This window comes from Stenotrophomonas sp. FR012 (assembly GCF_047520565.2).
In the GTDB taxonomy this organism is placed as follows: domain Bacteria; phylum Pseudomonadota; class Gammaproteobacteria; order Xanthomonadales; family Xanthomonadaceae; genus Stenotrophomonas; species Stenotrophomonas sepilia.
On record NZ_JAXBQL020000004.1, the window covers coordinates 187,252 to 209,654 of the forward strand.

Sequence of the window (22,403 nt, forward strand, 5' to 3'; positions counted from 1 at the left end):
CGCGATGACGCGCCTGCGCCATTTCCTGTCCTCGATGGTCGGGCGGTTGTTCGTGATCCTGCTGCTGGGCATGGCGGTGGCTGCGATCGGCGCGACCATGCTGGCCACCTCCAAGCGCCAGCAGGAGTTCGAGCGGCAGAACCTGAACCGCATCGCCGACCGCCTGCAGGGCTACGTCAACCTGCTGGACGGCAATCCGGAGCTGCGCGAGCGCCTGCTGGCGATCGGCGGGCCGAGCGTGCGCGCGCTGCAGCCGGGCGCACGCCTGGGGCGTGCCGACACGGCGCTGATGGAAGTGCTGGAAGACCGCCCCGGGCCGGTGTCGCGCGCGCACGTGCACTTCGCTTCGTTCCGCTCCTGCATTCCCAAACTGCAGGAGCTGCTGCCGCCGCCGCCGCCGGGCCACCGGCGGCCGCCGCGCGAACGCGACCCCGCGTTCATCCCGCCCAAATGCCGCGCGGTGGACGTGACCCTCAACGACGGCACGCTGCTGAAGCTGGCGCTGGACTCGCCGGCGGTGGCGCACAACGGCATCCTCGCCGTGGACCCATGGTTCCTGACCCTGCTGGTGCTGGCGATTGCCGTGCTGGCCTATATCGTCGCGCGCATGGCCAGCGCGCCGCTGCAGGAACTGGCCGCAGCCGCAGAAGACCTTGGCGATGACCTGCAGCGCGACCCGTTGCCACTGCGCGGGCCGCGCGAAGTGCAGCGTGCCGCCGAAGCCTTCAACGCCATGCAGCACCGTCTGCAGCGGCACCTGGCCGAACGCACGCAGATGCTGGCGGCGATCACCCACGACCTGCAGACGCCGCTGACACGGCTGCGCCTGCGCCTGGAGAATGTCAGCGACGAGGCCCTGCGTGAGCGCCTGATCGGCGACCTGGCGGCGATGCAGGCGCTGGTGCGCGAGGGCCTGGAACTGGCGCGCAGCGCCGAGAGTGCCGAGCAGCGCGCCGCACTGGACCTGGATTCGCTGCTGGAGAGCATTGTCGAGGACGCCGCCGAAGGCGGCGGTGATGTGGTCTTCGAAGGGGGCAGTGGTTCGGTGCTGATGTTGCGTCCGTTGGCCATGCACCGGCTGTTCTCCAACCTGGTGGACAACGCGGTGATGTACGCGCAGCGGGCACGGGTGCGGGTTGAGCGCAGCGGCGGTGCGATTACCGTGGTGGTGGCCGATGACGGCCCGGGCCTGGCCGAAGAGCAGCTGGAGGCGGTGTTCGATCCGTTCGTGCGGGTGGAGACCTCGCGTTCGCGCGAAACCGGCGGGGCCGGCCTGGGCCTGACCATCGCGCGCGCCCTGGCCGAGAAGGACGGCGCCCGGCTGTGGCTGCGCAACCGGGCCGAAGGTGGCCTGGAGGCGGTGGTGCAGTGGCCTGCCAGTGCCCAGGTGGTGGCGCCCGGCCGCGCCGGCTGAGTCGGCGCGCTGCGAACGGTGACGCCGGGGCCGGGGTTTGGCCTATCATCTGCGCATCTCCCCAGTCTCCCCACGATGAGCCAGCCCGTTCCTGCCGGCATGCCATTGCACGCTGCCCGGCTGTTCCCGCACGCTGCCGCGTCCTGCAGCCGCACCTGGCCGCCGCCGCTGCGGTGATGGGCGGGCAGGGGGACAAGAGGCGCTGGGTGGAGCGCCGCGCATCAGGATTCAGGCGGGCACTGCGGCAGGGCCTGTTGTGGCTGCTGCTGGCCCTTGCGCTGCCGTTGGCTGCGCAGGAGGGCGCGCCCCCGCTGCGCGACTACGCCATCGATGTATGGACCTCGCGCAACGGCCTGCCGCACAACTCGCTGCGCGACATCGCGCAGACGCCGGAAGGCCATCTCTGGTTCGCCACCTGGGAAGGGCTGGTGCGCTACAACGGCCTGGATTTCACCGTGTTCGACCGCAGCACGCGCCCGGGCCTGCGCGACAACGGCATCGGCGCCCTGTTCGTCGACCGCCAGGGCGGACTGTGGATCAGTGATTCGCGCGGCAACGTCAGCCACCGTGGCAGTGATGGCCAATGGCGGGTGTGGGAGCACCAGGCCGATACGCCGCAGGTGCTGATCCAGTCCATGCAGATGGACAGCCAGGGGCGGCTGTGGCTGCTGTACGAAGGCAAGGGCATCGGCTACCTGACGCCGGACAGCGGCATTGTCTACCAGGCGCCGGCGGCGGACCTGCCGATGGCGATGAGCTTCACCAGACTGGTGGTCGATGCGCAGGACCGGGTCTGGGTCGGTACGCTGGACGGGCTGGTGCTGCGCGACAACGATGGCGTGCTCAAGCGCGCCCCCGCCGCATGGGGGCTGGGTGCCGGCAGTGGCCTGTCGTGGCCCTACCGTGCGCCGGATGGCGCGTTGTGGATCGTCGCCGGTGAGCGCCTGTACCGGGTGGAGGACGACCAGCTGGTGCTGGTGCACCGCCTGCCGGGCCAGCTGCACATGACCTCGATGCTGCAGGACCGGCACGGTGACCTGTGGCTGGGCACCGAGAACCAGGGCCTGCTGCGCATCTCCGCACATGGCCTGGAGCGACTGCCGGCCGGTCTGAACCTGCCGGGCGGACGCGTGGTCAGCCTGCGCGAGGATGCCGAAGGCAGCATCTGGGTGGGCGCCAACGGCGGGCTCTATCGCCTGCGCGAAACACTGTTCAGCAGCTACACCGAGCGCGATGGGCTCAGTGGCGATTACGTGCGCACGGTATTCGAGGATCGCGATCGCCAGCTGTGGGTCGGCAGCGCCAGTGGCTTGGACCTGCAGACGCCGGACGGCCGGTTCCGTGCCGTGCCGCTGCACAACCGCGGTGGCAAGGCACCGTCCGTCCTGAGCCTGGCGCAGGGGCCGGACGGTGACCTGTGGGTGGGCACCTTCGGCGACGGGGTCTACCGGCTCGGCCGCGACGGCCACCTGCGCCACAACTACGCGGCAGCCGACGGCATGCCGGGTGGCAACATCCGTGCGATCAGCGTTGATTCGCAGGGCGTGGTCTGGGCCGGCACGCAGAAGGGCGTGGTGCGCATCGACGGCGACCAAGTGCAGGTCTCGAACGTGCCGGGCATGCCCGGCGGCCTGATCACCGCGCTTGAGCATGACCATCAGGGCAACCTGTGGATCGGCACCATCGAAGGCATCCGCGTGCTGCGCGGCGACCACGTGCAGTCGATCGACCTGGCGCCGCTGGGCGGTGGCCGCAGCGTGTTCGGCTTCCACCAGCTGGGCGACGCGATGTGGATCAGCAGTGATCGTGGCCTGTACCGTTGGCGCAACGGTGCGCTGGCGCGGGTCGGCCTTGAGCAGGGCATGCCGGTGGATGCGGTGTTCCAGCTGGTGCCGGATCGCCTTGGCAATGTGTGGATCAGCAGCAATCGCGGCGTGTTGCGCACCGATATGGCCACCCTCAACGCCGTGGCCGATGGCCGCACGCCGCGGGTGGGGGTGGAGCGTTACAACGAGATCGACGGCATGGCCAATGCACAGGCCAACGGCAGCTCCAGCCCATTGGCGATCCTGCGCCAGGACGGCACGTTCTGGGTGGTCACCGCCGGCGGCCTGAGCACGGTCGACCCGCAGCGCCTGCAGCGTTTCCGCGAGCGGCCATCGCCGCCGGCCGCGATCGAGAGCGTGCAGGTGGATGGCGCGCCGGTGCATTGGGAAGGGCCGGATCGCAACCATATTCCAGGGGGGCGCCGGTTGGCGGTGAGTTATGTCGGCCTGAGCTACCTGATGTCTGACCGGATCCGCTACCGCACGCGGCTGGACGGGCTGGATGCCGGCTGGGTCGAGCGCGGCCCACAGCGCAGCGTTGAGTTCGTCGGCCTGCCGCCGGGCGACTACACCCTGCATGTGGCGGCTGCCCATCCCGGCGGCAGCTGGGGCCAACAGGAGGCGGTGTGGAGCTTCACCGTGGAACCGTTCTGGTGGCAGCGCCGCAGCGTGCAGGTGCTGGCGGGGATGCTGCTGCTGACTGGACTGGTGGCGTTGTACCGGCTGCTGCTGCAGCAGCTGAAGGCCAGCAACCTGCGCCTGGCACGGCGGGTGGACGAAGCGACCTTCGACCTGCAGGCCAAGACGGTGCACCTGCAGGCGCTGAACCAGGAAAAGACCGAACTGGCCGAGCGCCTGGCGCGCCAGGCCGAAGCCTTCGAGCGGCAGGCCCGCGAGGATGCCCTGACCGGCCTGGCCAATCGCCGCGCCTTCGACGAAACGCTGGCACGTGACTTCGCCCGGTCCCAGCGCAGTGGTCATCCGCTGTGCCTGGTGGTACTCGACATCGATCACTTCAAGGAGGTCAACGACCGCCACAGCCACAGCATCGGCGACGCCGTGCTGGTGCAGGTGGCGTCATTGATCGCAGCGGCCTGCCGCGACTCCGACCTGCCGGCGCGCACCGGCGGCGAAGAGTTCGCGCTGCTGCTCAACGACACCCGCCTGGAGGAAGCCGCACAGCTGTGCGCGCGCCTGCGTGGCCTGTTCCATGATCATCCCGATTGGGGCGGCGTGGCGGGCCTGCGTGTCACCTTCAGCGCGGGCCTGGTAGAGCTGGATGCCGACGACCGCACCCCGGCGCTGCTGTACCAGCGCGCCGACCGCGCGCTGTACCGCGCCAAGAGCGACGGCCGCGATCGCACGAGCATCGGTTGATCGCATCCACGCATGGCGTGGATCTACTGGAGTGCCGCACCAACCGGCGGTGCCGACCAATGGTCGGCACCCACCAGAGAAGTGACCCAGTGAGCGGCAGCCCCCAACGAGCGCAGCGACCCGCTGTTGCTCCCGCTTTTTCTGATCTTTCCGTGGCGCTCGCTGGAAACTGTCCGTGGCCGGGCGGGTGGGCTGCGCAGGGGCGTGAGCCGCATGGATGCGGCGACCGAGCTTACAGGGACGTACTTGCAGCGTCCCCTGCGCAGTCCACCCGCCCGGCCCTACCAGGAATCGCTGTCAGCCCGCCACGAGGGGCTCCGCCGTTGGCTGCGTTAGCGCGGCCAGGCGTTGGCGATGGTGCAGAACAGCCGCGCGGTCTGCTCGGTGTCATACACCGCGCTGTGTGCCTCGTTGGCATCCCAACCCAGCCCGGCGGCGGTGGCCGCACGCGCCAGCACGGTCTGGCCGTAGGCGATACCGGCCAGGGTGACCGTGTCGAACACGCTGAACGGGTGGAATGGGTTGCGCTTGTGGCCGGTGCGGGCCACGGCCGCGTTGACGAAGCCGAGGTCGAAATGGGCGTTGTGGCCCACCAGGATCGCGCGCTGGCAGCCGTACTTCTTCATCGCCGCACGCACCGGAGTGAAGATGTGGTCCAACGCCGCTTTTTCTTCCTTGGCCAGCCGGAACGGGTGGTCGAGGATGATGCCGGTCACTTCCAGCGACTTCGGGTCGATCTCCAGGCCCTCGGCCGGGACCACGTGGGCACTGGCGGTCTGGCCGGGGTAGAGCAGGCCGTTCTCGTCCATCTCGATCGGCACCGCAGCGATTTCCAGCAGCGCATTGCGCTGGCTGTCGAAGCCGCCGGTTTCCACATCCACCACCACCGGCAGGAAGCCGCGGAAGCGTTGTGACATCGCGCGCTGCGCCTGGGGTCCTGCGGAATCGGGAGCGGCGGCAGGTGCGGAGGGGGAGTCAGTCATGCGTGAATTCTAGCAGAGCGACCCTGAGCGCCTGGCCAGCCTTCTGCGCATGGGTCCCTGCGTGGGCGTGTGTCGACCAAGGTCGACACCTACCGGGCACCGCACGCTCAGGATTCCGGTGCCAACCTTGGCTGGCACACGGCGCACCGACCATGGCCGGCATCTAGCGCACCGCAGGCCGTGCCGTCGTGACCGATGGCTGCCACCGGGCCAACCAGGCGTCCACGCTCAGCTTGCCGGCGCCAGTGAGGATCAACGGCAGCAGCATGGCCATGAACAGCACCGGCAGCTTGAAGTTGCCGTAGCCCTGGTCGCTGATGGCATACCCCATCGCGAGGTCACCCAGCGAATTCCATTGCATCGGCCAATGCACCGCATAGGTCGCCACCATGGTCAGCACCAGCAGGCTGGCGGCGGCGAAACGGGTACCGAAACCAAACAGCAGGCAGGCCGCGCCGACCAGTTCGAACCAGGTGGCCAGCTGCCAGTTCAGGGCAGCAGGCAGTTGGTTGAACGGGAACGGGAAGGCGCCCTGCAGGTCGGCGAACCAGTTCTGGCCGTGCAGCTTCTCACGGCCGGATTCGAAGTATTCCCAGGCCAGCAGCACGCGCAGGCCCAGCGGCGCCAACCAGGGGGCGAGACGGTCCAGCCGGCCGCGCGCGGCGGCCAGGAGCGGCAGGTTCATCGTTGGATCTCCAGTGGAAGAGTCGTCAGGGCGGGGGGGCGAGCGGGCCGATCACGCCGGCCTGCAGGAACTGCAGCAGCAGTGCGGCACCGGGCTCGGCCAGTGCGTCCTCGGCCAGCCCGTGCGAGGTGGCCAGCTGCTGCAGGTACGTCTGTCCTTCCAGGCCGGGCCGTTCGCCGATGCTCGCCAGCAGGTGTACCGCCAGCGGGCTGAGCGCGGCGAATCGCACTTCACCGTCGGCTTCGCGGCGGACCAGCAGGCCGGTGGGTTCTGGAAGGGGCTGGGTCGGCGCATCCTCTGCACCGAGACGGTGCACCGGCCATTGGTACAGCAGCGGCCACGCCAGCGGCGAACGCCGCAGCGGCACCCGAAGTGGATCAGTATCGCCAGGCGCAGGAAGCGGTTCGGCCTGCAGCTGGTACAGCGCGGTTTCCACCCACTCGTAGTGGGCCAGTTCGGCCAGCGCCGGGTGCGGCAGCTGCGGCTGCGCCTGCAGCCACTGCACGAACTCGGCGGCCAGTTCGGTGAACAGCGGTGTCTGGCAGCGATGGGTGGCGAAGTAGTGGCGCACCAGGGCGCTCCAGGCCGGTTCGCCAAGCAGGCGCACGCAGACCGGGAAACCGTTGCTCAACAGGCCGAGCAGGTTGTTGAACAGCAGGTGCCGATATACCGCGACCCGGCGTGGCTCCAGTCCGGCCGGTGCGGGTACCGCCTGCGGGTTGCGCAGGTGCGCGGTGAACGCGTGCTGCTGCGCGCGCAGGGTGTCGGCGGAATCAGCCATGTGCCGCCCCGGCATGTGTGGCCTGCAGGCGGCGGATGGTCTGCAGTTCGCCCTGCAGTTCTGCATAGGGCGGGAAATTGAAATCGCGTTCGAGCAGGGTGGGGCGCGGGCCGATGCGTGCATAGGTACGCGCCAGCAGCGCCCAGACCGGATCGATCACCGCGCTGCCGTGGGTATCGATCTTCAGGTCGGGTGCCTCGTCCAGGTGCCCGGCCACGTGCAGGCAGACGATGCGCCGTGCAGGCAGGCCGGCGATGAAGGCATCGGCATCGTAGCCGTGGTTGCAGGCGTTGACGTAGACATTGTTGACGTCCAGCAGCAGGTCGCAGTCGGCTTCGGCAAGCACGGCATTGGTGAAGGCCAGTTCGTCCATCGCCGGCGCGGGTGCCAGGTAGTAGGACACGTTCTCCACTGCGATGCGACGGCCCAGCAGGTCCTGCACGCGGCTGATGCGCTGCGCGGTATGGCGCACGGCTTCGTCGGTAAAGGGAATCGGCAGCAGGTCGTACAGGTGGCCGTCGTCGCTGCAGTAGCTGAGGTGCTCGCTGTACAGCGGCACGCGGTGCTTTTCGAGGAACCGGCCGACCTGTTCCAGCAGCTGGGTATCCAGCGGTGCACTGCCGCCCAGCGACAGCGACAGGCCGTGGCAGCTCAGCGGATGGCGCTGCGCCAGTTCGGCCAGGGCATCACCGGCCGGGCCGCCGACATGGATCCAGTTCTCCGGTGCGCATTCGAGGAAGTCGAAGTCGCCTTCCGGGGCGTCACGGAGGTCCTGCAGCAGCGCCCGGCGCAGGCCCAACCCGGCGGCCGCCGCACGAAGCGGCGACCGCGGGTGGACGAGGCTGGCGCGGGCGTCAGTGCTTGCCACCGCACTTGCCTTCGCCGCACTTGCCTTCAGCCGACTTCGTGTCGCCGGCCTTGGCCTTGGCGCCCGCTGCGCCGGCAGCCTTGCCCTTGTCGGCACCGCACTTGCCTTCGCCGCTCTTGCCGTCGGCGCCGCACTTGCCTTCGGTGTGCTTGGTCGCGTCAGCGGCCATCTTGTTATCGGCGGCTTTGGCATCGGTGCTGGCCTTGGCCGCCTGGCCGGCCACCAGGTAGCCCTGGGCGAGGTCGCTCATGCTCAGGGCCGAGGCACTGGCGGTCATGCCCAGGCCGGCGGCCAGGGCGGTAGCGGTCAGCAGGGACAGGGTCTTGTTGGAACTGCTCATCGGTCTTACTCCTGGGTGGTGGGCAGGTGCCCGGGGTGAATCGATGGTGCAGCGATCCTACTCAACGAATCCTCGCCAAGAACTCAAATTTTCGTGAGATTTGTTACAGAAGCATCCGGAAGGTCTGCGCCGGGCAAGCACGGCGCCCACAACGCGGGTGGAACACCGCAAAAAAAGAAAGGCCGCTGTCACAGGACAGCGGCCACCTTGGAGTCGACTCCGGTGTTGCAGTGCAGCGTCAGGGCTGGCCGGTGCTGGAGGTCTCGTCGCGCTTTTCACGCGGTGGCAGCGGCTGCTCGCCGTGCACCAGGAACCACACGTTCTCGGCGATGTTGGTGGCGTGATCGCCCACGCGCTCCAGGTTCTTGGCCATGAACAGCAGGTGGGTGCACGGGGTGATGTTGCGCGGGTCTTCCATCATGTAGGTGAGCAGCTCGCGGAACAGCGCGGTGTACTGGGCGTCCAGGCGGGCGTCGTCCTCGCGCAGTGCCAGCGCGGCCTCGGCATCGTTGTCGCGGTAGGCGGCGATGGCACGGCGCACCTGCTGCGCGGCCAGGCGGCCCAGCGCGCGCAGGCCCTGGATCTGCGGCAGCGGCGGCACCTTGCCCAGCGCGATCGAGCGCTTGGCCACGTTCGCTGCATAGTCGCCGATGCGCTCGATGTCGGCCGGGATGCGCAGGCCAGCCAGGATCTCGCGCAGGTCGCGCGCCATCGGCCCACGCAGCGCCAGGCGCATCACGTCGTGGCTGATCTGCTGCTCAAGCGCGTCGATCGCTTCGTCGTTGGCGATGATGCGATGGGCGGCGTTCTCGTCGCGCTTCTCGATCACGTCCATCGCCGCTTCGAGCTGGGCGACGGCCATCTCGCCCATGCGCACGATTTCGGCCACCAGGCGCTGCTGCTCCTCGTCGTAGCTCTTGACGATGTGGTCGTTGGGAAGGTTCATGGTTGTTCCGCTCTGTTGAGTCGAGCCATGCTCGACTGACGTTGTCTGGAGAGTCGAGCCACGCTCGACTGACGTTTCAGCCGAAGCGACCGGTGATGTAGTCCTCGGTCTGCCGCTGCGACGGCTGCGAGAAGATCACTTCGGTGCGGTCGTGCTCGATCAGGTCGCCCAGGTACATGAAGGCGGTGTAGTCGGACACGCGCGCAGCCTGCTGCATGTTGTGGGTGACGATCACGATCGTGTACTCGTGCTTGAGTTCTTCCACCAGCTGCTCGATGCGGCTGGTCGAGATCGGGTCCAGCGCCGAGGTCGGCTCGTCCAGCAGCAGCACCGACGGGCGCAGGGCGACGGCACGGGCGATGCACAGGCGCTGCTGCTGGCCACCGGACAGACCCAGTGCGCTCTGCCCCAGCTTGTCCTTCACTTCGTCCCACAGCGCGCCCTGGCGCAGCGCCTGCTCGACGCGGTCGGCCATATCGGCCTTGCTCAGCTTCTCGTGGTGGCGGATGCCGTAGGCCACGTTCTCGAAGATGGTCATCGGGAACGGCACCGGCTTCTGGAACACCATGCCGACCTTGCTGCGCAGGCGGTTCATCGGGTACTTCGGCGACAGGATGTTCTCGCCGTCCAGCAGCACTTCACCGCGCGCCTCCAGCTTCGGGTACAGCGCATAGATGCGGTTGAAGATGCGCAGCAGCGTGGACTTGCCGCAACCGGAGGGACCGATCAGCGCGGTCACGCGCTTTTCCGGGATTTCCAGGTTGATGCCCTTCAGGGCGTGGAACTTGTCGTAGTAGAAGTCCAGTCCACGCGCAGCCAGCTTCACCGGCGACGGCGTGTGCAGGCTCTCGTGCGAGGACGGCACGGCGATGCGCTGCATCGGCACGGCGTTGGAAAGGTCGTTCATGGCGTTATCCATGGAAAGGTCAGTCATGGGAGATACGGTTGCGCAGCAGGATGCCGCGGGCGGCAAGGCTGACCAGCAGCACGAAGACAGTCAGCACCAGGGCACCGGCCCAGGCCAGTACCTGCCAGGATTCATACGGGCTGCCGGCGAACTGGTTCATCACCACCGGCACCGAAGCCATCGGCTGGAAGATGTTGTTGTTCCAGTACTGGTTGCCGAAGGCGGTGAACAGCAGCGGAGCGGTCTCGCCGGAGATGCGGGCCAGCGCCAGCAGGATGCCGGTGATGATGCCGGCCGACGCACTGCGGTACAGCACCTGCACGATCACCTTCCACTGCGGGATGCCCAGCGACAGGGCCGCTTCGCGCATCTGCGAGGGCACCAGGCGCAGCATTTCGTCGGTGGTGCGCACCACCACCGGCAGCACGATGAAGGCCAGCGACAGCGCACCGGCGAACGCCGAGAAGTTGCCGCCGGTCTGCATCACGTACAGCGTGTACACGAACAGGCCCAGCACGATGGACGGCGCCGACAGCAGGATGTCGTTGACGAAGCGGACCACGGTGCCGACCTTGCGGGCGTTGCCATACTCGGCCAGCCAGGTACCGGCCAGCACGCCCAGCGGGGTGCCGATGCCGATGGCCAGTGCACACATCACGGCACTGCCGAAGAAGGCGTTGGCGAGGCCGCCGTCCTGCATCGGCGGCGGGGTCATCTTGGTGAACAGATCCCAGTTGATGCCGGCCAGGCCCTTGGCAGCCAGGGTGAACAGGATCCAGCCCAGGAAGAACAGGCCGAACAGGGCGGTGGCGCAGGACGCGGTGATCGCAACGACGTTGCCGATGCGGCGGCGCAGGTACAGCGAATCAGCGGTGGTGGACATCAGTTGCCCTCCTTGCGGGACAGGCGCATCAGCATCAGGCGGGCGATGGCCAGCACCACGAAGGTGACGATGAAGAGGACGAAGCCGAGCAGCAGCAGGGCCGAACGGTAGGTTTCAGTGGCTTCGCCGAAATCATTGGCGATCAGCGCGGCGATGGTGGTGCCCGGTTCCAGCAGCGACGGCGACAGGCGCACGCTGTTGCCGATCACGAAGGCCACCGCCATCGTTTCGCCCAGCGCGCGGCCCAGGCCGAGGAAGATGCCGCCGATGACCGCCGAACGGGTGTAGGGCAGGACGATGTCCCAGCTCACTTCCCACTTGGTGGAGCCCAACGCGTAGGCCGATTCCTTCAGGCGGGTGGGCACGGTCAGGAACACCTCGCGCATCACCGAGGAAATGAACGGAATGACCATGATGGCCAGCACGAAACCGGCGGTGAGCATGCCGATGCCCAGCGGCGGGCCCTGGAACATCGGGCCGATGACCGGCCATTCGCCCAGGGTCTCGTTGAGGAACGGGGTGACGTACTCGGTCATCACCGGCACCAGCACGAACAGGCCCCACATGCCGTAGATGATCGAGGGAATGCCGGCCAGCAGTTCGATGGCGGTACCGACCGGGCCACGCAGCCAGCGCGGCGCGACCTCGGTGAGGAAGAAGGCGATGCCGAAGCTGACCGGCACGGCGATGACCATCGCGATGACAGCGGTGACCAGGGTGCCGTAGATCGGAGCCAGGGCGCCGAACTTGTTTTCGACCGGATTCCAGTCGGCGGAGAAGAAGAAGCTCAGTCCCTGCATCTGCAGGGCATGGCGACCGCCCCACAGCATCGACAGCGCGGCGCAGGCCAGGGCGATCAGTACGAAGATGACGGTGCCGACCAGCACCCATCGGAACAGTTTGTCGTTGCGGGCATCACGCGCATCACGCGTGGACGGGGCGGCTACAGGCTGGGCGATGGCATTCATGGGGACGGCTGGGCCAGGAAGGGGCGGGGCGGCACGGCGTGGAACAAGCGGTGCCCGCGCGGGGCGGGCACCGTCGGGTCCATCACTTCAGGTCGGTCGCCCAGTAGGCCTCGATCTGCTTGACCAGTTCAGCCGGCAGCGGCACGTAGTGCAGCTCGTTGGCCTGGGCCTGGCCGTTCTCGAAGGCCCACTTGAAGAAGGCCAGGGTGTCCTGGTTGCGCTTGGCGTCCTTCGGCTGCTTCTGCATCAGCATGAAGTTGGTTGCGGTGATCGGCCACGCCTGCTCGCCCGGGGCGTTGGTGATGACCAGGTTGAAGTCCTTGGCGCTGGCCCAGTCGGCGCTGGCGGCCGCAGCGGCGAAGGTTTCCGCGCTCGGCTCGACCCAGTTGCCGGCGGCGTTCTGCATGGCGGTATACGGCATGCCGTTCTGCAGGGCATAAGCCAGTTCGACGTAGCCGATCGAGCCCTTGATCTGCTTCACGTAGGACGCAACGCCTTCATTGCCCTTGCCACCGACGCCGTCCGGCCACTGCACCGAGGTGCCTTCACCGACCTTGCTCTTCCACTCCGGGCTGACCTTGGACAGGTAGTTGGAGAAGTTGAAGGTGGTGCCCGAACCATCCGAACGGTGGACCAGGGTGATCTTGCCGTCCGGCAGCTTCACGCCCGGGTTGGCGGCGACGATCGCCGGGTCGTTCCAGGTCTTGACCTTGCCCAGGAAGATGTCGGCCAGCAGGGCGCCGCTCAGGCGCAGCTTGCCGGCTTCCAGGCCTTCGATGTTGACCACCGGCACCACGCCTCCGATGGCCGACGGGAACTGCGCCAGGCCGGCCTGGGCCAGCTCCTCGCTGCTCAGCGGCTTGTCGGACGAACCGAAATCGACGGTGCCGGCCTTGATCTGGGCGATGCCGCCGCCGGAGCCGATCGACTGGTAGTTGATCTTGGCGCCGGTGCTGGCGTTGTAGTCAGCCGACCACTTGGAGACCAGCGGGAAGATGAAGGACGCGCCCGCGCCGGACACTTCGGCGGTCACCTTGGCACCGGCACCGGCAGCGGCGGGGGCAGCGGCAGCGCCGGCAGCCGGCTGCTGCGCGGCCTGCTTGTCGCCACCGCAGGCCGACAGGCCCAGGGCGATGGCCAGGGAAAGGGCGGCAAGGCCGGCCGAGTGCAGTTTCATGGTCACTCCATAGCGGGGAAGAGCCGACGTGGTCGGCGGATGCGGCTATGAAATGATGTTTTTGTTACAGCCGTATTACGACCATGACAGAGGTGTCCTGGATCACGTTCTGACAAGGGTTTCACAGGGTTGGCGCCGATCCGGCCGGGGCCCGGAAACCCCGGATCTGCGCACTGATATGACGGCGGGTTGGTCCTTGCAGCGTCAATGCGCGACAGCTCCCTGCCCACGGTAGGTGCGGACCGTTGGTCCGCATGCTCCAGAGCGCAGCCGAGCGTCGGCTCGGCTCTACAGAGGCAGGTGCATCCCCGAAAACAAGAAGAGCGCGAGATCTCGAGGATCTCGCGCCCGGGTGGGAGCGGCGGGGGAGAGAGGACCCGCCGCCCCCGTTCCTGCGGGGGAACGCGCTTACTTCAGGTTCTGCGACCAGTAGGTCTCGATCTGGCGCACCAGGCTGTCCGGCAGCGGCACGTAGTCCAGCTGGCGGGCCTGGGCGTCGCCGTTCTTGTAGACCCAGCGGAAGAACTCCTGGGTCGCCTTGCCATTGGCAGCATTCTTCGGCGTCTTCTGCACCAGGATGAAGTTGGTGGCGGTGATCGGCCAGGACTCGGCGCCCGGCGCATTGGTCATCACCAGGTAGAAGTCGCGGGCGTTGGCCCAGTCGGCGCTGGCAGCGGCGGCAGCGAACGAGGTGTCGCTCGGCTGCACGAACTTGCCGGCGGCATTCTTCATCGCGGTGTAGGAGAGCTTGTTCTGCAGCGCGTAGGACAGTTCGACATAGCCGATGCCGCCCTTGATCTGCTTCACGTAGGCGGCAACACCTTCGTTGCCCTTGCCGCCGATGCCGGCCGGCCACTGCACCGAGGTGCCTTCACCGACCGAGCTCTTCCACTCCGGGCTGACCTTGGACAGGTAGTTGACGAAGTTGAAGGTGGTACCCGAGCCGTCCGAACGATGCACGACGGTGACCTTGGCGTTCGGCAGGGCTACGCCCGGGTTCAATGCGGCGATGGCCGGGTCGTTCCAGGTCTTGATCTTGCCCAGGAAGATGTTGGCCAGCACGGCGCCGTCCAGCTTCAGGGCGCCCGGGGCGATGCCGGCCACGTTGACCACCGGCACCACGCCACCGATCACCGACGGGAACTGCGCCAGGCCTGCAGCAGCCAGGTCTTCCGGCTTCAGCGGCGCATCGGAAGAGCCGAAATCAACGGTCTTGGCCTTGATCTGGGCAATGCCGCCGCCGGAACCGATGGACTGGTAGTTGACCTTGTTGCCGGTTGCGGCGCTGTAGTCGGCCGACCACTTGGACATGACCGGGTAGATGAACGATGCGCCCGCGCCGGTGATGTCGGCGGCGTTGGCGGCGAACACGGACGATGCAGCCAGGATGGCGACAGCGGCGCGCGATTTGAAGGCGTGGATCACGGGGAGACTCCTGGGGTGGTGGTCGAAGGGCGGTTGCCCGACGTTTCGGTGCACATTCCATAACGGTTGCGTGACACGTCCGCGTCTGTCATATGACGCGGGCGTGACACGCGTCATGAGGGATGTCGCGTCCGCTGTGCCGGCAGCACGGCACGGGTATCGCTGCAACGACGAAGGCACGGCCGGGGCCGTGCCTTCGCGGTTCAACGCAGGTGGCTGGGCTTACCAGAAGAACTGCGCGCGGGCTTCCAGGATGTTGGGATCGTCGTTGACGAAACCGCGCGCCGTGGAGCTGTACTTCTTGCTGTCGACCATCACGTAGTTGAGCATCAGCTTGAAGTTGGAACGCAGGTACCAGTTGGCGCCCACGGTCCAGATGTCCATCTTGCCGCCCAGCACGCCATCGACGATCGGCGGGCGACCGGCGACCGGATTGGCGGCGAGGTTGCCGTCATTGAGGTCCATGTGGTCGTAGCGCACGCCCAGCTGCCACTGGCCGCCGGCCGGGTTGTTCGGCAGGCCGGTGCCCGGAGTGCCGCCCTTGTAGCTCCAGGTCTCGCCGGTGACGTTCCACACGCCGCTGATGTAGTAGCCGTCGCTGGTGTAGTTGTCGTGGTCGTAGCGCTTGGCCTTGCTGGTGTAGTACTCGGCCTGGGCCTTGAAGGGACCCTGGAAGTACATCGCTTCGGCACCGATGGTGCTGACGCGGTCGGTGTCGGTCAGGTTGCCGCTGTCAACCAGGCGGGCAGTGGCGAGGTCGGCATTCGGACGCGCACGCACGCGCAGGGTGTCGGCGTCGGCGTCGTAGTTGACGTAGCTCAGACCGAAGTGCAGGACCTGGCCCTTTTCATTGATCGGGGCCCAGGTGCCACGCGCGCCGTAGCCGCTGCCGTGGGCCAGGTTGCGGGTCAGCTCGCGGCCGAAGGCGCTGGCGGTCACCGACCAGTTGTCCTGGCCGTAGCTGTACGCGCCGCCCAGGCGGCGGGCGATGGCATAGGTATTGGTGACCGCTGCCTTGGAAATGAAATCGTTGTTCTTGGTGCTGGACAGTTCTTCCAGGCTGTTGGGCTGCTTGAACTGGCCCAGCTGCAGGAAGTGGTTGGCGTTGCCCAGCAGCTTGTACTTCACGTTGGTGTCGAGGAACTTGTCGGCCTTGGCGTCATAGCCGACCACCCACTCCACGTTGCCCGGGCCCTTGCCCTTCAGCACCAGCTCGGCGCGACGCAGTTCGAATTCGCTGTTCTTGCCGTTGCCGGCGTCGCCACCGTTGAGGTCGACCACATCGTTGTGGAACCAGTTGCCGTCGGCCTGGACCAGGCCTTCGAAGGTGATTTCCGAACCGCCGATCACGTCGATGGCAACTTCGGCGTGTGCAGCCGGCACATACAGCGCAGCAGCCACGGCCACCGTCAGGAGTTGGTGATGCAGTTTCATGGAGAGGAGCCTTGCAGGCAGGTGGGAAGATGCGCGCAGGCTAGAAGGTAAAGATTGCGTAAATGTGACAGTTCACGCGCGGCAGACATCCGCCGCAGGCCCCGTCACGGCAGGGCCTGCCATTGAAACCGCTTGCGTATGACGCCCGGATTGCGACCCGGTTGCAGTAGAGCCACGCCCTGCGTGGATGCTGCCGTCACTCGGCCGTGGTCTTTTCCTTGAACCGGCACAGGTCGGCGATCACGCAGCCCGGGCAATCCGGCTTGCGCGCCTTGCACACATAACGTCCGTGCAGGATCAGCCAGTGATGCGCGTCGAGCAGGAACTCGGCCGGGATCACCTTCACCAGCTTGTCTTCCACTTCGCGCACGTTCCTGCCCGGCGCCAGTCCTGTGCGGTTGGCGACGCGGAAGATATGCGTGTCCACCGCCATCACCGGCTCGCCGAACGCGGTGTTGAGCACCACGTTGGCGGTCTTGCGCCCGACACCCGGCAGCGCTTCCAGCGCTTCGCGATCGCGCGGCACTTCACCGCCATGCTTCTCCAGCAGGATCGAGCAGGTGGCGATCACGTTCTTTGCCTTGGCGTTGAACAGCCCGATGGTGGCGATGTACTGCTTCAAGCCATCCTCGCCGAGCGCAAGGATCTTCGCCGGCGTGTTGGCGACCGGGAACAGGCGGCGCGTGGCCTTGTTGACGCCGACGTCGGTGGCCTGCGCCGACAACGCCACCGCCACCAGGAGCTCGAACGGCGAGCTGTACTCCAGTTCGGTCTTCGGGTGCGGGTTGAGTTCGCGCAGGCGGGTGAACATCTCCACCACGTCGGCGCGTGGCATCGTGCCGCCACGCCGCGCCGGGGCGCGTGCGGTCTTTTTCGTGGTGGCCATTACTGTTCCTTGCCACTGGCGCGGGCCTTGGCCCGGGCCAGAATCGCGGCTGCCGCAGCGGGCAGGGCGGGCTTCACGTCCGGGGCTGGTGCCGGAGTGCGACGTGCATCGCGCTCGGCCTCGCGGCGGGCCAGGCGCACCGCACGGGCACGGTAGCGTTCGCGTGCAGCCCAGGCCGCGCGCAGTTGCTGCTGGGCCTGGCACAGGCGTTGCGGAAGGTCGGGGTGGTCAGGCAGCAACCGGTCGTCGCCGGCACGGACGATGTAGTCCATCAGCCCGGCCTGCAGGGCACCATCGAGATCGTCTGCCTGGACCCGGGCGAACAACTGCGCGGGGTTGGGTCGGGATGCCATGGCGTCAGCGGTTCTGGAAGGCCGGCGCGCGGCGTTGCAGGAAGGCGCTGGTGCCTTCGCGCATGTCCTCGGTGGCGAACAGCAGGCCGAACTGCGCACTTTCGTATTCCAGCCCGGCCTCCAGGCTGCATTCGCCGCCCACGTGCACCGCGTCGAGCAGGCCACGCAGGGCCAGCGGGGCCGAGCGTGCCAGCTGGCGGGCGACGTCCTGCACCCGGTTGTCCAGCGCGTCGGCCGGCACGACTTCGTTGACGATGCCCAGTTCCAGCGCACGCGCGGCGTTGATCGGCGCCCCCAGCAGGCACAGCTCCAGGGTGGTGGCGCGGCCGCACAGGCGCAGCAGGCGCTGGCTGCCGCCGAAGCCGGGGATCAGGCCGAGGTTGATTTCCGGTTGGCCGAGCTTGGCGGTATCTGCGGCGATGCGCAGGTGGCAGGCCATCGCCAGTTCCAGGCCACCGCCCAGTGCGAAACCATTCACGCGTGCGATGACCGGTTTGGGCATGCGTTCGATCTGGCGCATCAGGGCCTGGCCCAGCAGCGAGAAATCACGTCCCTGAACGGCGCTGAGAGTGTTCATTTCCGCGATGTCGGCACCGGCCACGAACGCCTTGGGGCCCGCCCCGGTCAATATCATGACGCGCACCTCCGGATCGGCGGCGGCGTCGCTGAAGGCATCGGCCAGGGCCTGCAGGGTCGCGGCGTTGAGGGCATTGAGCTTGTCCGGGCGCTGGACGGTCACGGTGCGGATGGCGCCGTCGTCAGCGACAGCGATCAGGGCATCGGCCACGGGGAAACTCCTGGAACGTTAAAAAAAAGTGATATTGAACTCTGGAAACGCAGACGGGTCATAGCCTGCATCGTGAGTAGCGGTTACACGTTGCGCCCGTTATCCTAACCCGTCGCCTCAGGGCGGCGCAGAACGTCCCTGAGTTACCACCCCTGGAGAACTGTTTGATGAAGTTGCGTTCTATCGCGGTCGCCGTCGCGGCCCTGGCCCTGACGGGCAATGCCTTCGCCCAGGACGTCTCGTCCGAAAAGGGCAAGCTGAGCTACTACTTCGGTTACGACTACGGCAACAACCTGGCGGAGCTGACCGGTCGTGGTGAGCAGCTGGACATCAACTCGGTGGTGAAGGGCCTGCAGGATGCCTACGCCAAGAAGCAGCCGGCGATCACCGCCGAGCAGCTGAAGCCGGCCGTTGAAGCGTTCCAGAAGCGCGAGCAGGGCCGTGCCCAGGCCGCCAAGGCCGAGTACGAAAAGGCGGCTGCCGAAAACAAGACCAAGAGCGACCAGTTCATCGCGGCGAACAAGGCCAAGGCCGGTGTGCAGTCCCTGCCGAGCGGCGTCCAGTACCGCGTGATCGAGGCCGGCAAGGGTGCCAAGCCGACCCAGGCCAGCACTGTGCAGCTGGAAGTGGCCGGTCCGTTCCCGTACGGCCAGCGCCCGACCGAAGCCCGCCCGGCCCAGCAGATCCCGTCGATCAAGGTCAGCGAAGTCGAAATGAAGGCCATGCGCGAGACCCTGCTGCAGATGCCGGCAGGCTCGAAGTGGGAAGTCACCCTGCCGCCGGACCAGGCCTACGGTGCCGATCCGCGCACCCCGTTCCCGCCGAACGTGGCTGTGCAGTTCGAGATCAAGCTGGTCAGCGTCAAGTAAATCGAAGCAGCAAACGAAACGCGCCGGTGATTCCACCGGCGCGTTTTTGTTTGCGCAGTCCCTGACGGTAGAGTCGACTGTCAGTCGACTGTTTTTGGGTCACATCGGGGAAACGCCCGCGCTGCGCGCGCGAGTCGACTGACAGTCGACTCTACCGTCCGGCTGGGCCACCCGCGCAAATTCAGCCCGATCGCGCTACTGTTGGCGGGTGCAAACAATGGAAGAAACGGCGCGTGTTGTCGCAAGTCCCTGCATCGGAGTGTGCACGCTGGATCCGCACCGGCGATGCGCCGGCTGCGGGCGGCATATCGATGAGATCGCGCGGTGGTCGTCGATGAGCAACGAGGAACGCAGCCGCATCCTGCATCGCGTGCAGCCCCTGCGGCAACAACTGCAGCAGTCCCTGCGCGGTTCGCTGACCGACCACGAACGACTGATGCGCGCGCTGCACCCATTGGCCCAACCACCTGCGGGCGACGGCTGGAACCGCAGTGAGCTGGTCGACCTGCTGCCGCCCGGGCCTCCAGTGGAGGCTGCGGTGCTGGCCGGCATCGTGCCGCGCGCCAACGGCGCACAGGTGATCCTCACCCGTCGCACCGAAACACTGCGCACCCATGGTGGCCAGGTCGGATTCCCCGGTGGCCGCACCGAACCCGATGACCGCGACGCGCTGGCGGCCGCGCTGCGCGAGAGCCAGGAAGAAATCGCATTGGCGCCCGGCCAGGTGCAGGCGCTGGGGTATCTCGATCCCTTCGTCACCATCACCGGCTACCGCGTCACGCCGGTGGTGGCGGTGGTCGATCCGGAGTTCGTGCCTGTGCCGCAGCCCAGTGAAGTAGCCGAGGTATTCGAGGTGCCACTGGATTACCTGATGGCGCCTGACAGCCTGCGCCAGGTCGAAATCAACCATCGCGGCCGGGTACGCCACGTGCTTGAGTATGGCTGGCCGGGCCAGCGCATCTGGGGGGCGACCGCCGCCATTCTCTACAACCTGCGTCGCCGCCTGGAGCAAGTGCAATGAAGCTGATCGATCCGCCGTGGACCACCCTGGTCGATGTCGCCACCCTGGCTGCCGCGTTGGGCGAAGGCATCCGCGTGGTCGACGCACGCGCCACTGCCAGCACTGCGGTGCGGGTGGTCGATGCGCGCTCCTCGCTGGCCGACCCGCAGGCGGGAAGCAGCCAGTATCTGGCAGGTCATATCCCGGGTGCGGTGTATGCCGATCTGAATCGTGACCTGTCTGATCTGTCGCGTGTCGGCCATGGTCGCCATCCACTGCCGGACAGCGATGCCTTTGCTGCGAAGCTGGGGCAGTGGGGCATCGGCCCCGACACCCAGGTGGTGGTCTACGATGGCAGCGACGGCAGCATGGCCGCCTCGCGCCTGTGGTGGCTGCTGCGCCTGATCGGTCACAGCAGGGTGGCCGTACTCGACGGCGGCATCGCCGCCTGGCAGGCCGCCGGTCACACGTTGGAAAGCGGCCAGGCTGAAGTGACAGCGCTGCCTGCCTACCCGGGCCGCTTCGACACCATCCAGATCGCCAACGCCGATGAAATCACCGCGCGGCTGAAGCATGCGCCGGGCTGGCTGGTCGACGCGCGGGCGGGTGAGCGTTTCCGTGGTGAAGTGGAGCCGCTGGACCCGGTGGCCGGGCATGTGCCGGGCGCGGTCAACCGCCCGTTCGCATTGAACGTACTCGACGGCCGCCTGCGCGACGCACAGGAGCTGCGCGCCGAACTGCAGGGCGTGATCGGCACCCGCGATCCGCAGCAGGTGGTGCTGATGTGCGGTTCCGGCGTGACCGCCTGCCATCTGCTGCTGGCGATGGAAAGCGCGGGCCTGAGCGGCGCGCGCATCTACGCCGATTCCTGGAGCGGCTGGGTGAGCGACAGCAGCCGCCCGGTGGCGACCGGCGCCTGAGCCGCGCGGGGTCGGATCCGTTTTCCAACGGAAAGCGGCTCTGACCCCATCAACCGAAAATCGGGGTCAGAGCCCGTTGCGCAGCAACGGGATCCGACCCCGTGTCGATTCGAAGGATCGCGGAGAACTGTCGAAGGCGGGGTGGGTCCGGTTGCGGGGGTGTCCGCGGCATGGATGCCGCGGCCAAGCCGCCATGGGTGAGGGCGCTTTGCTTGCGAAGCACTGCTTCGCAAGCGCCCGAACGCACAGCCGCCAGCGGCTGGGCCGGCCCGGGGCTTTACGGCGTCCCCCGCAATCGGATCCACCCCGCCATCCCCCGGAATGCCAGCTCTTGACGTTGACGTTGCCTCTGCGGGTGCAGGGCGCAGCCCTGCCGCTTACCCAACCGGCTGCAGTGGCACCTTGGCCAGGATCCGCGCCCACGGGAACAGCGGCCCCGGATCGCGCTTGCGCGCCACCGTCAGCGCCGCATCGTCGCTGGCCGGCACCTGCTCCAGGTCCAGCTGGTCATGCCCGGCAATCCGCCGCAGCGACGGATAGTGCGCCACCAGCGCTTGCAGCAGGCCTTCCAGCGCCTGCAGCTGTGCCTCGGTGTAGGGCTCGTCCATCGCCTGGTGGCGGCTGTCGAACCAGTCCGGATAGCGCCCGCGGTTGACCAGCTCGATGCCCAGCGTATGCGCGTTCATGCCGCGCACGTGATGGGCCACGCGTTCCGGCGCCACGTACTGCACCACGCTGCCATCGCGGTCGATGTAGAAGTGCCCGCTGTTGCCGGCGCCGCTGTCGTACAGCACGCGCTCGCCGTACTCGCGGGCCATCGCCAGATCGGGCAGCTCGGTGCAGTGGATCACCACCATTTCCAGCGAGGCGGGATCCCGCAGCGGCAGTCGGTCGTGATAGGGCAGGGGCTGCAGCTGCAGGCCGGGCAGGAGCGGGTTGGGCATCCGGCGATGCTAGCATTGCGGCATGAACCTGCCTTCCCTTTCCTCGTCGGCCCGCGCCCACGGAGCACGCGCATGAGCCGCGGCCACTGCATCCTCTCCCATGGCTTCGAGAGCGGCCCGGAGGCGACCAAGGTCACCGCGCTGGCCGAGGTGGCGCAACGCCTGGGCTGGACCCACGAGCGCCCCGACTACACCGACCTGGACGCGATGAGCGAGGTCAGCCGGGTGGGCGACGTGCCGACCCGCCTGCGCCGTCTGGTTGAACGCGCCGCCATCGCTGCCGGCCAGGGGCCGGTGGTGCTGGCCGGCTCCAGCCTGGGCGCCTACATCTCCGCCATCGCCTCGCTGCAGGTGCCGGTAGCCGGCCTGTTCCTGATGGTGCCGCCGACCACCATGGGCCCGATGCCGGCGCTGGACGCCGCTGCGGTGCCGACCACGGTGGTGCAGGCCTGGCATGACGATGTGGTACCGGCTGCCGGCGTGATTGCCTGGGCGCAGGTGCGTTCGGCGCAGTTGCTGCTGGTTGACGATGGCCACCGCCTGGAGCGCCACGTGGAGGCCTCCGCGCAGGCCTTCGAGCGCCTGCTGCGGCAACTGTGAAGCCAGGGCGCACGGCGCGCCCGCCCGCAT

At 67.5% G+C, this 22,403-nt stretch carries 22 protein-coding genes; 6 read left to right on the forward strand and 16 right to left on the reverse strand.

Annotated features, from left to right (window positions below; all coding sequences use genetic code 11):
• The first annotated feature begins 4 nt into the window (after window positions 1-4).
• Window positions 5-1,414, forward strand: coding sequence for an ATP-binding protein (locus tag ACM0O9_RS09020; protein WP_005415887.1), 1,410 nt, complete (start codon window positions 5-7; stop codon window positions 1,412-1,414).
• 176 nt (window positions 1,415-1,590) lie between these two features.
• A complete protein-coding gene (locus tag ACM0O9_RS09025; RefSeq protein WP_414603888.1) occupies window positions 1,591-4,617 on the forward strand; it encodes a two-component regulator propeller domain-containing protein in 3,027 nt (1,008 codons plus the stop codon).
• 332 nt (window positions 4,618-4,949) lie between these two features.
• Here the strand turns inward: ACM0O9_RS09025 and rnt are convergent, their stop codons facing one another.
• The 15 genes from rnt to ACM0O9_RS09100 all read right to left on the reverse strand — a co-directional run bounded on the left by rnt (window position 4,950) and on the right by ACM0O9_RS09100 (window position 18,040).
• Window positions 4,950-5,534, reverse strand: coding sequence for a ribonuclease T (gene rnt / locus ACM0O9_RS09030; RefSeq protein ID WP_005408782.1), 585 nt, complete (start codon window positions 5,532-5,534; stop codon window positions 4,950-4,952).
• A 229-nt stretch (window positions 5,535-5,763) separates the two neighbouring features.
• Window positions 5,764-6,285 (reverse strand): HvfX family Cu-binding RiPP maturation protein, encoded by a 522-nt coding sequence (locus tag ACM0O9_RS09035; protein WP_414603973.1) that lies wholly within the window; start codon window positions 6,283-6,285, stop codon window positions 5,764-5,766.
• 25 nt (window positions 6,286-6,310) lie between these two features.
• On the reverse strand, window positions 6,311-7,066 hold the full coding sequence (locus tag ACM0O9_RS09040) for an HvfC family RiPP maturation protein (RefSeq protein ID WP_069137972.1): 756 nt from the start codon (window positions 7,064-7,066) through the stop codon (window positions 6,311-6,313).
• Window positions 7,059-7,934, reverse strand: coding sequence for an HvfB family MNIO-type RiPP peptide maturase (locus tag ACM0O9_RS09045; RefSeq protein WP_012479633.1), 876 nt, complete (start codon window positions 7,932-7,934; stop codon window positions 7,059-7,061). The genes ACM0O9_RS09040 and ACM0O9_RS09045 overlap by 8 nt, the downstream gene beginning before the upstream one ends.
• Window positions 7,921-8,274 (reverse strand): hypothetical protein, encoded by a 354-nt coding sequence (locus ACM0O9_RS09050; RefSeq protein WP_164260970.1) that lies wholly within the window; start codon window positions 8,272-8,274, stop codon window positions 7,921-7,923. The genes ACM0O9_RS09045 and ACM0O9_RS09050 overlap by 14 nt, the downstream gene beginning before the upstream one ends.
• Before the next feature lie 238 nt (window positions 8,275-8,512).
• Window positions 8,513-9,220, reverse strand: a complete 708-nt coding sequence (phoU, locus tag ACM0O9_RS09055; RefSeq protein WP_005415893.1) for a phosphate signaling complex protein PhoU — start codon at window positions 9,218-9,220, stop codon at window positions 8,513-8,515.
• Between the two features lie 76 nt (window positions 9,221-9,296).
• Window positions 9,297-10,127 (reverse strand): phosphate ABC transporter ATP-binding protein PstB, encoded by an 831-nt coding sequence (pstB, locus tag ACM0O9_RS09060; RefSeq protein ID WP_005408788.1) that lies wholly within the window; start codon window positions 10,125-10,127, stop codon window positions 9,297-9,299.
• 19 nt (window positions 10,128-10,146) lie between these two features.
• Window positions 10,147-11,010, reverse strand: coding sequence for a phosphate ABC transporter permease PstA (gene pstA, locus ACM0O9_RS09065; RefSeq protein WP_069137969.1), 864 nt, complete (start codon window positions 11,008-11,010; stop codon window positions 10,147-10,149).
• Window positions 11,010-11,978 carry a phosphate ABC transporter permease subunit PstC gene (gene pstC, locus ACM0O9_RS09070; RefSeq protein ID WP_012479635.1) on the reverse strand — a complete coding sequence of 323 codons (969 nt, stop codon included), beginning with the start codon at window positions 11,976-11,978 and terminating at the stop codon, window positions 11,010-11,012. Before pstC ends, pstA begins: the two co-directional genes overlap by 1 nt.
• A gap of 82 nt (window positions 11,979-12,060) precedes the next feature.
• Complete coding sequence (gene pstS, locus ACM0O9_RS09075; protein ID WP_279946526.1) at window positions 12,061-13,155, reverse strand: phosphate ABC transporter substrate-binding protein PstS; 1,095 nt, start codon at window positions 13,153-13,155, stop codon at window positions 12,061-12,063.
• A gap of 408 nt (window positions 13,156-13,563) precedes the next feature.
• On the reverse strand, window positions 13,564-14,580 hold the full coding sequence (pstS, locus tag ACM0O9_RS09080) for a phosphate ABC transporter substrate-binding protein PstS (RefSeq protein ID WP_065177412.1): 1,017 nt from the start codon (window positions 14,578-14,580) through the stop codon (window positions 13,564-13,566).
• Between the two features lie 222 nt (window positions 14,581-14,802).
• Window positions 14,803-16,014: an OprO/OprP family phosphate-selective porin gene (locus ACM0O9_RS09085; RefSeq protein WP_049411264.1), complete on the reverse strand. Its 1,212-nt coding sequence runs from the start codon at window positions 16,012-16,014 to the stop codon at window positions 14,803-14,805.
• Window positions 16,015-16,210: 196 nt separating this feature from the next.
• Window positions 16,211-16,900 carry an endonuclease III gene (gene nth / locus ACM0O9_RS09090; protein ID WP_139726940.1) on the reverse strand — a complete coding sequence of 230 codons (690 nt, stop codon included), beginning with the start codon at window positions 16,898-16,900 and terminating at the stop codon, window positions 16,211-16,213.
• Window positions 16,900-17,253 (reverse strand): hypothetical protein, encoded by a 354-nt coding sequence (locus tag ACM0O9_RS09095; RefSeq protein ID WP_005415900.1) that lies wholly within the window; start codon window positions 17,251-17,253, stop codon window positions 16,900-16,902. Before ACM0O9_RS09095 ends, nth begins: the two co-directional genes overlap by 1 nt.
• 4 nt (window positions 17,254-17,257) lie before the next feature.
• Complete coding sequence (locus ACM0O9_RS09100) at window positions 17,258-18,040, reverse strand: enoyl-CoA hydratase-related protein (protein WP_414603972.1); 783 nt, start codon at window positions 18,038-18,040, stop codon at window positions 17,258-17,260.
• A gap of 167 nt (window positions 18,041-18,207) precedes the next feature.
• Here ACM0O9_RS09100 and ACM0O9_RS09105 point away from each other — a divergent pair, with 167 nt between their 5' ends.
• The 3 genes from ACM0O9_RS09105 to ACM0O9_RS09115 all read left to right on the forward strand — a co-directional run bounded on the left by ACM0O9_RS09105 (window position 18,208) and on the right by ACM0O9_RS09115 (window position 20,829).
• Window positions 18,208-18,909, forward strand: a complete 702-nt coding sequence (locus tag ACM0O9_RS09105) for an FKBP-type peptidyl-prolyl cis-trans isomerase (protein WP_005408797.1) — start codon at window positions 18,208-18,210, stop codon at window positions 18,907-18,909.
• 217 nt (window positions 18,910-19,126) lie between these two features.
• A complete protein-coding gene (locus ACM0O9_RS09110; protein ID WP_111202184.1) occupies window positions 19,127-19,930 on the forward strand; it encodes a CoA pyrophosphatase in 804 nt (267 codons plus the stop codon).
• Entirely contained in the window at window positions 19,927-20,829 is a 903-nt protein-coding gene (locus ACM0O9_RS09115; protein WP_065195767.1) for a sulfurtransferase, read from the forward strand. Before ACM0O9_RS09110 ends, ACM0O9_RS09115 begins: the two co-directional genes overlap by 4 nt.
• Before the next feature lie 377 nt (window positions 20,830-21,206).
• Here the strand turns inward: ACM0O9_RS09115 and ACM0O9_RS09120 are convergent, their stop codons facing one another.
• Window positions 21,207-21,773, reverse strand: coding sequence for an N-acetylmuramoyl-L-alanine amidase (locus tag ACM0O9_RS09120; protein ID WP_053498686.1), 567 nt, complete (start codon window positions 21,771-21,773; stop codon window positions 21,207-21,209).
• Between the two features lie 72 nt (window positions 21,774-21,845).
• On the opposite strand from ACM0O9_RS09120, the gene ACM0O9_RS09125 reads away from it, so the two are divergent.
• The gene (locus tag ACM0O9_RS09125; protein WP_065195768.1) at window positions 21,846-22,373 is read left to right on the forward strand and encodes an alpha/beta hydrolase; all 528 of its coding nucleotides are present in this window, start codon (window positions 21,846-21,848) and stop codon (window positions 22,371-22,373) included.
• The last annotated feature ends 30 nt before the right edge of the window (window positions 22,374-22,403 follow it).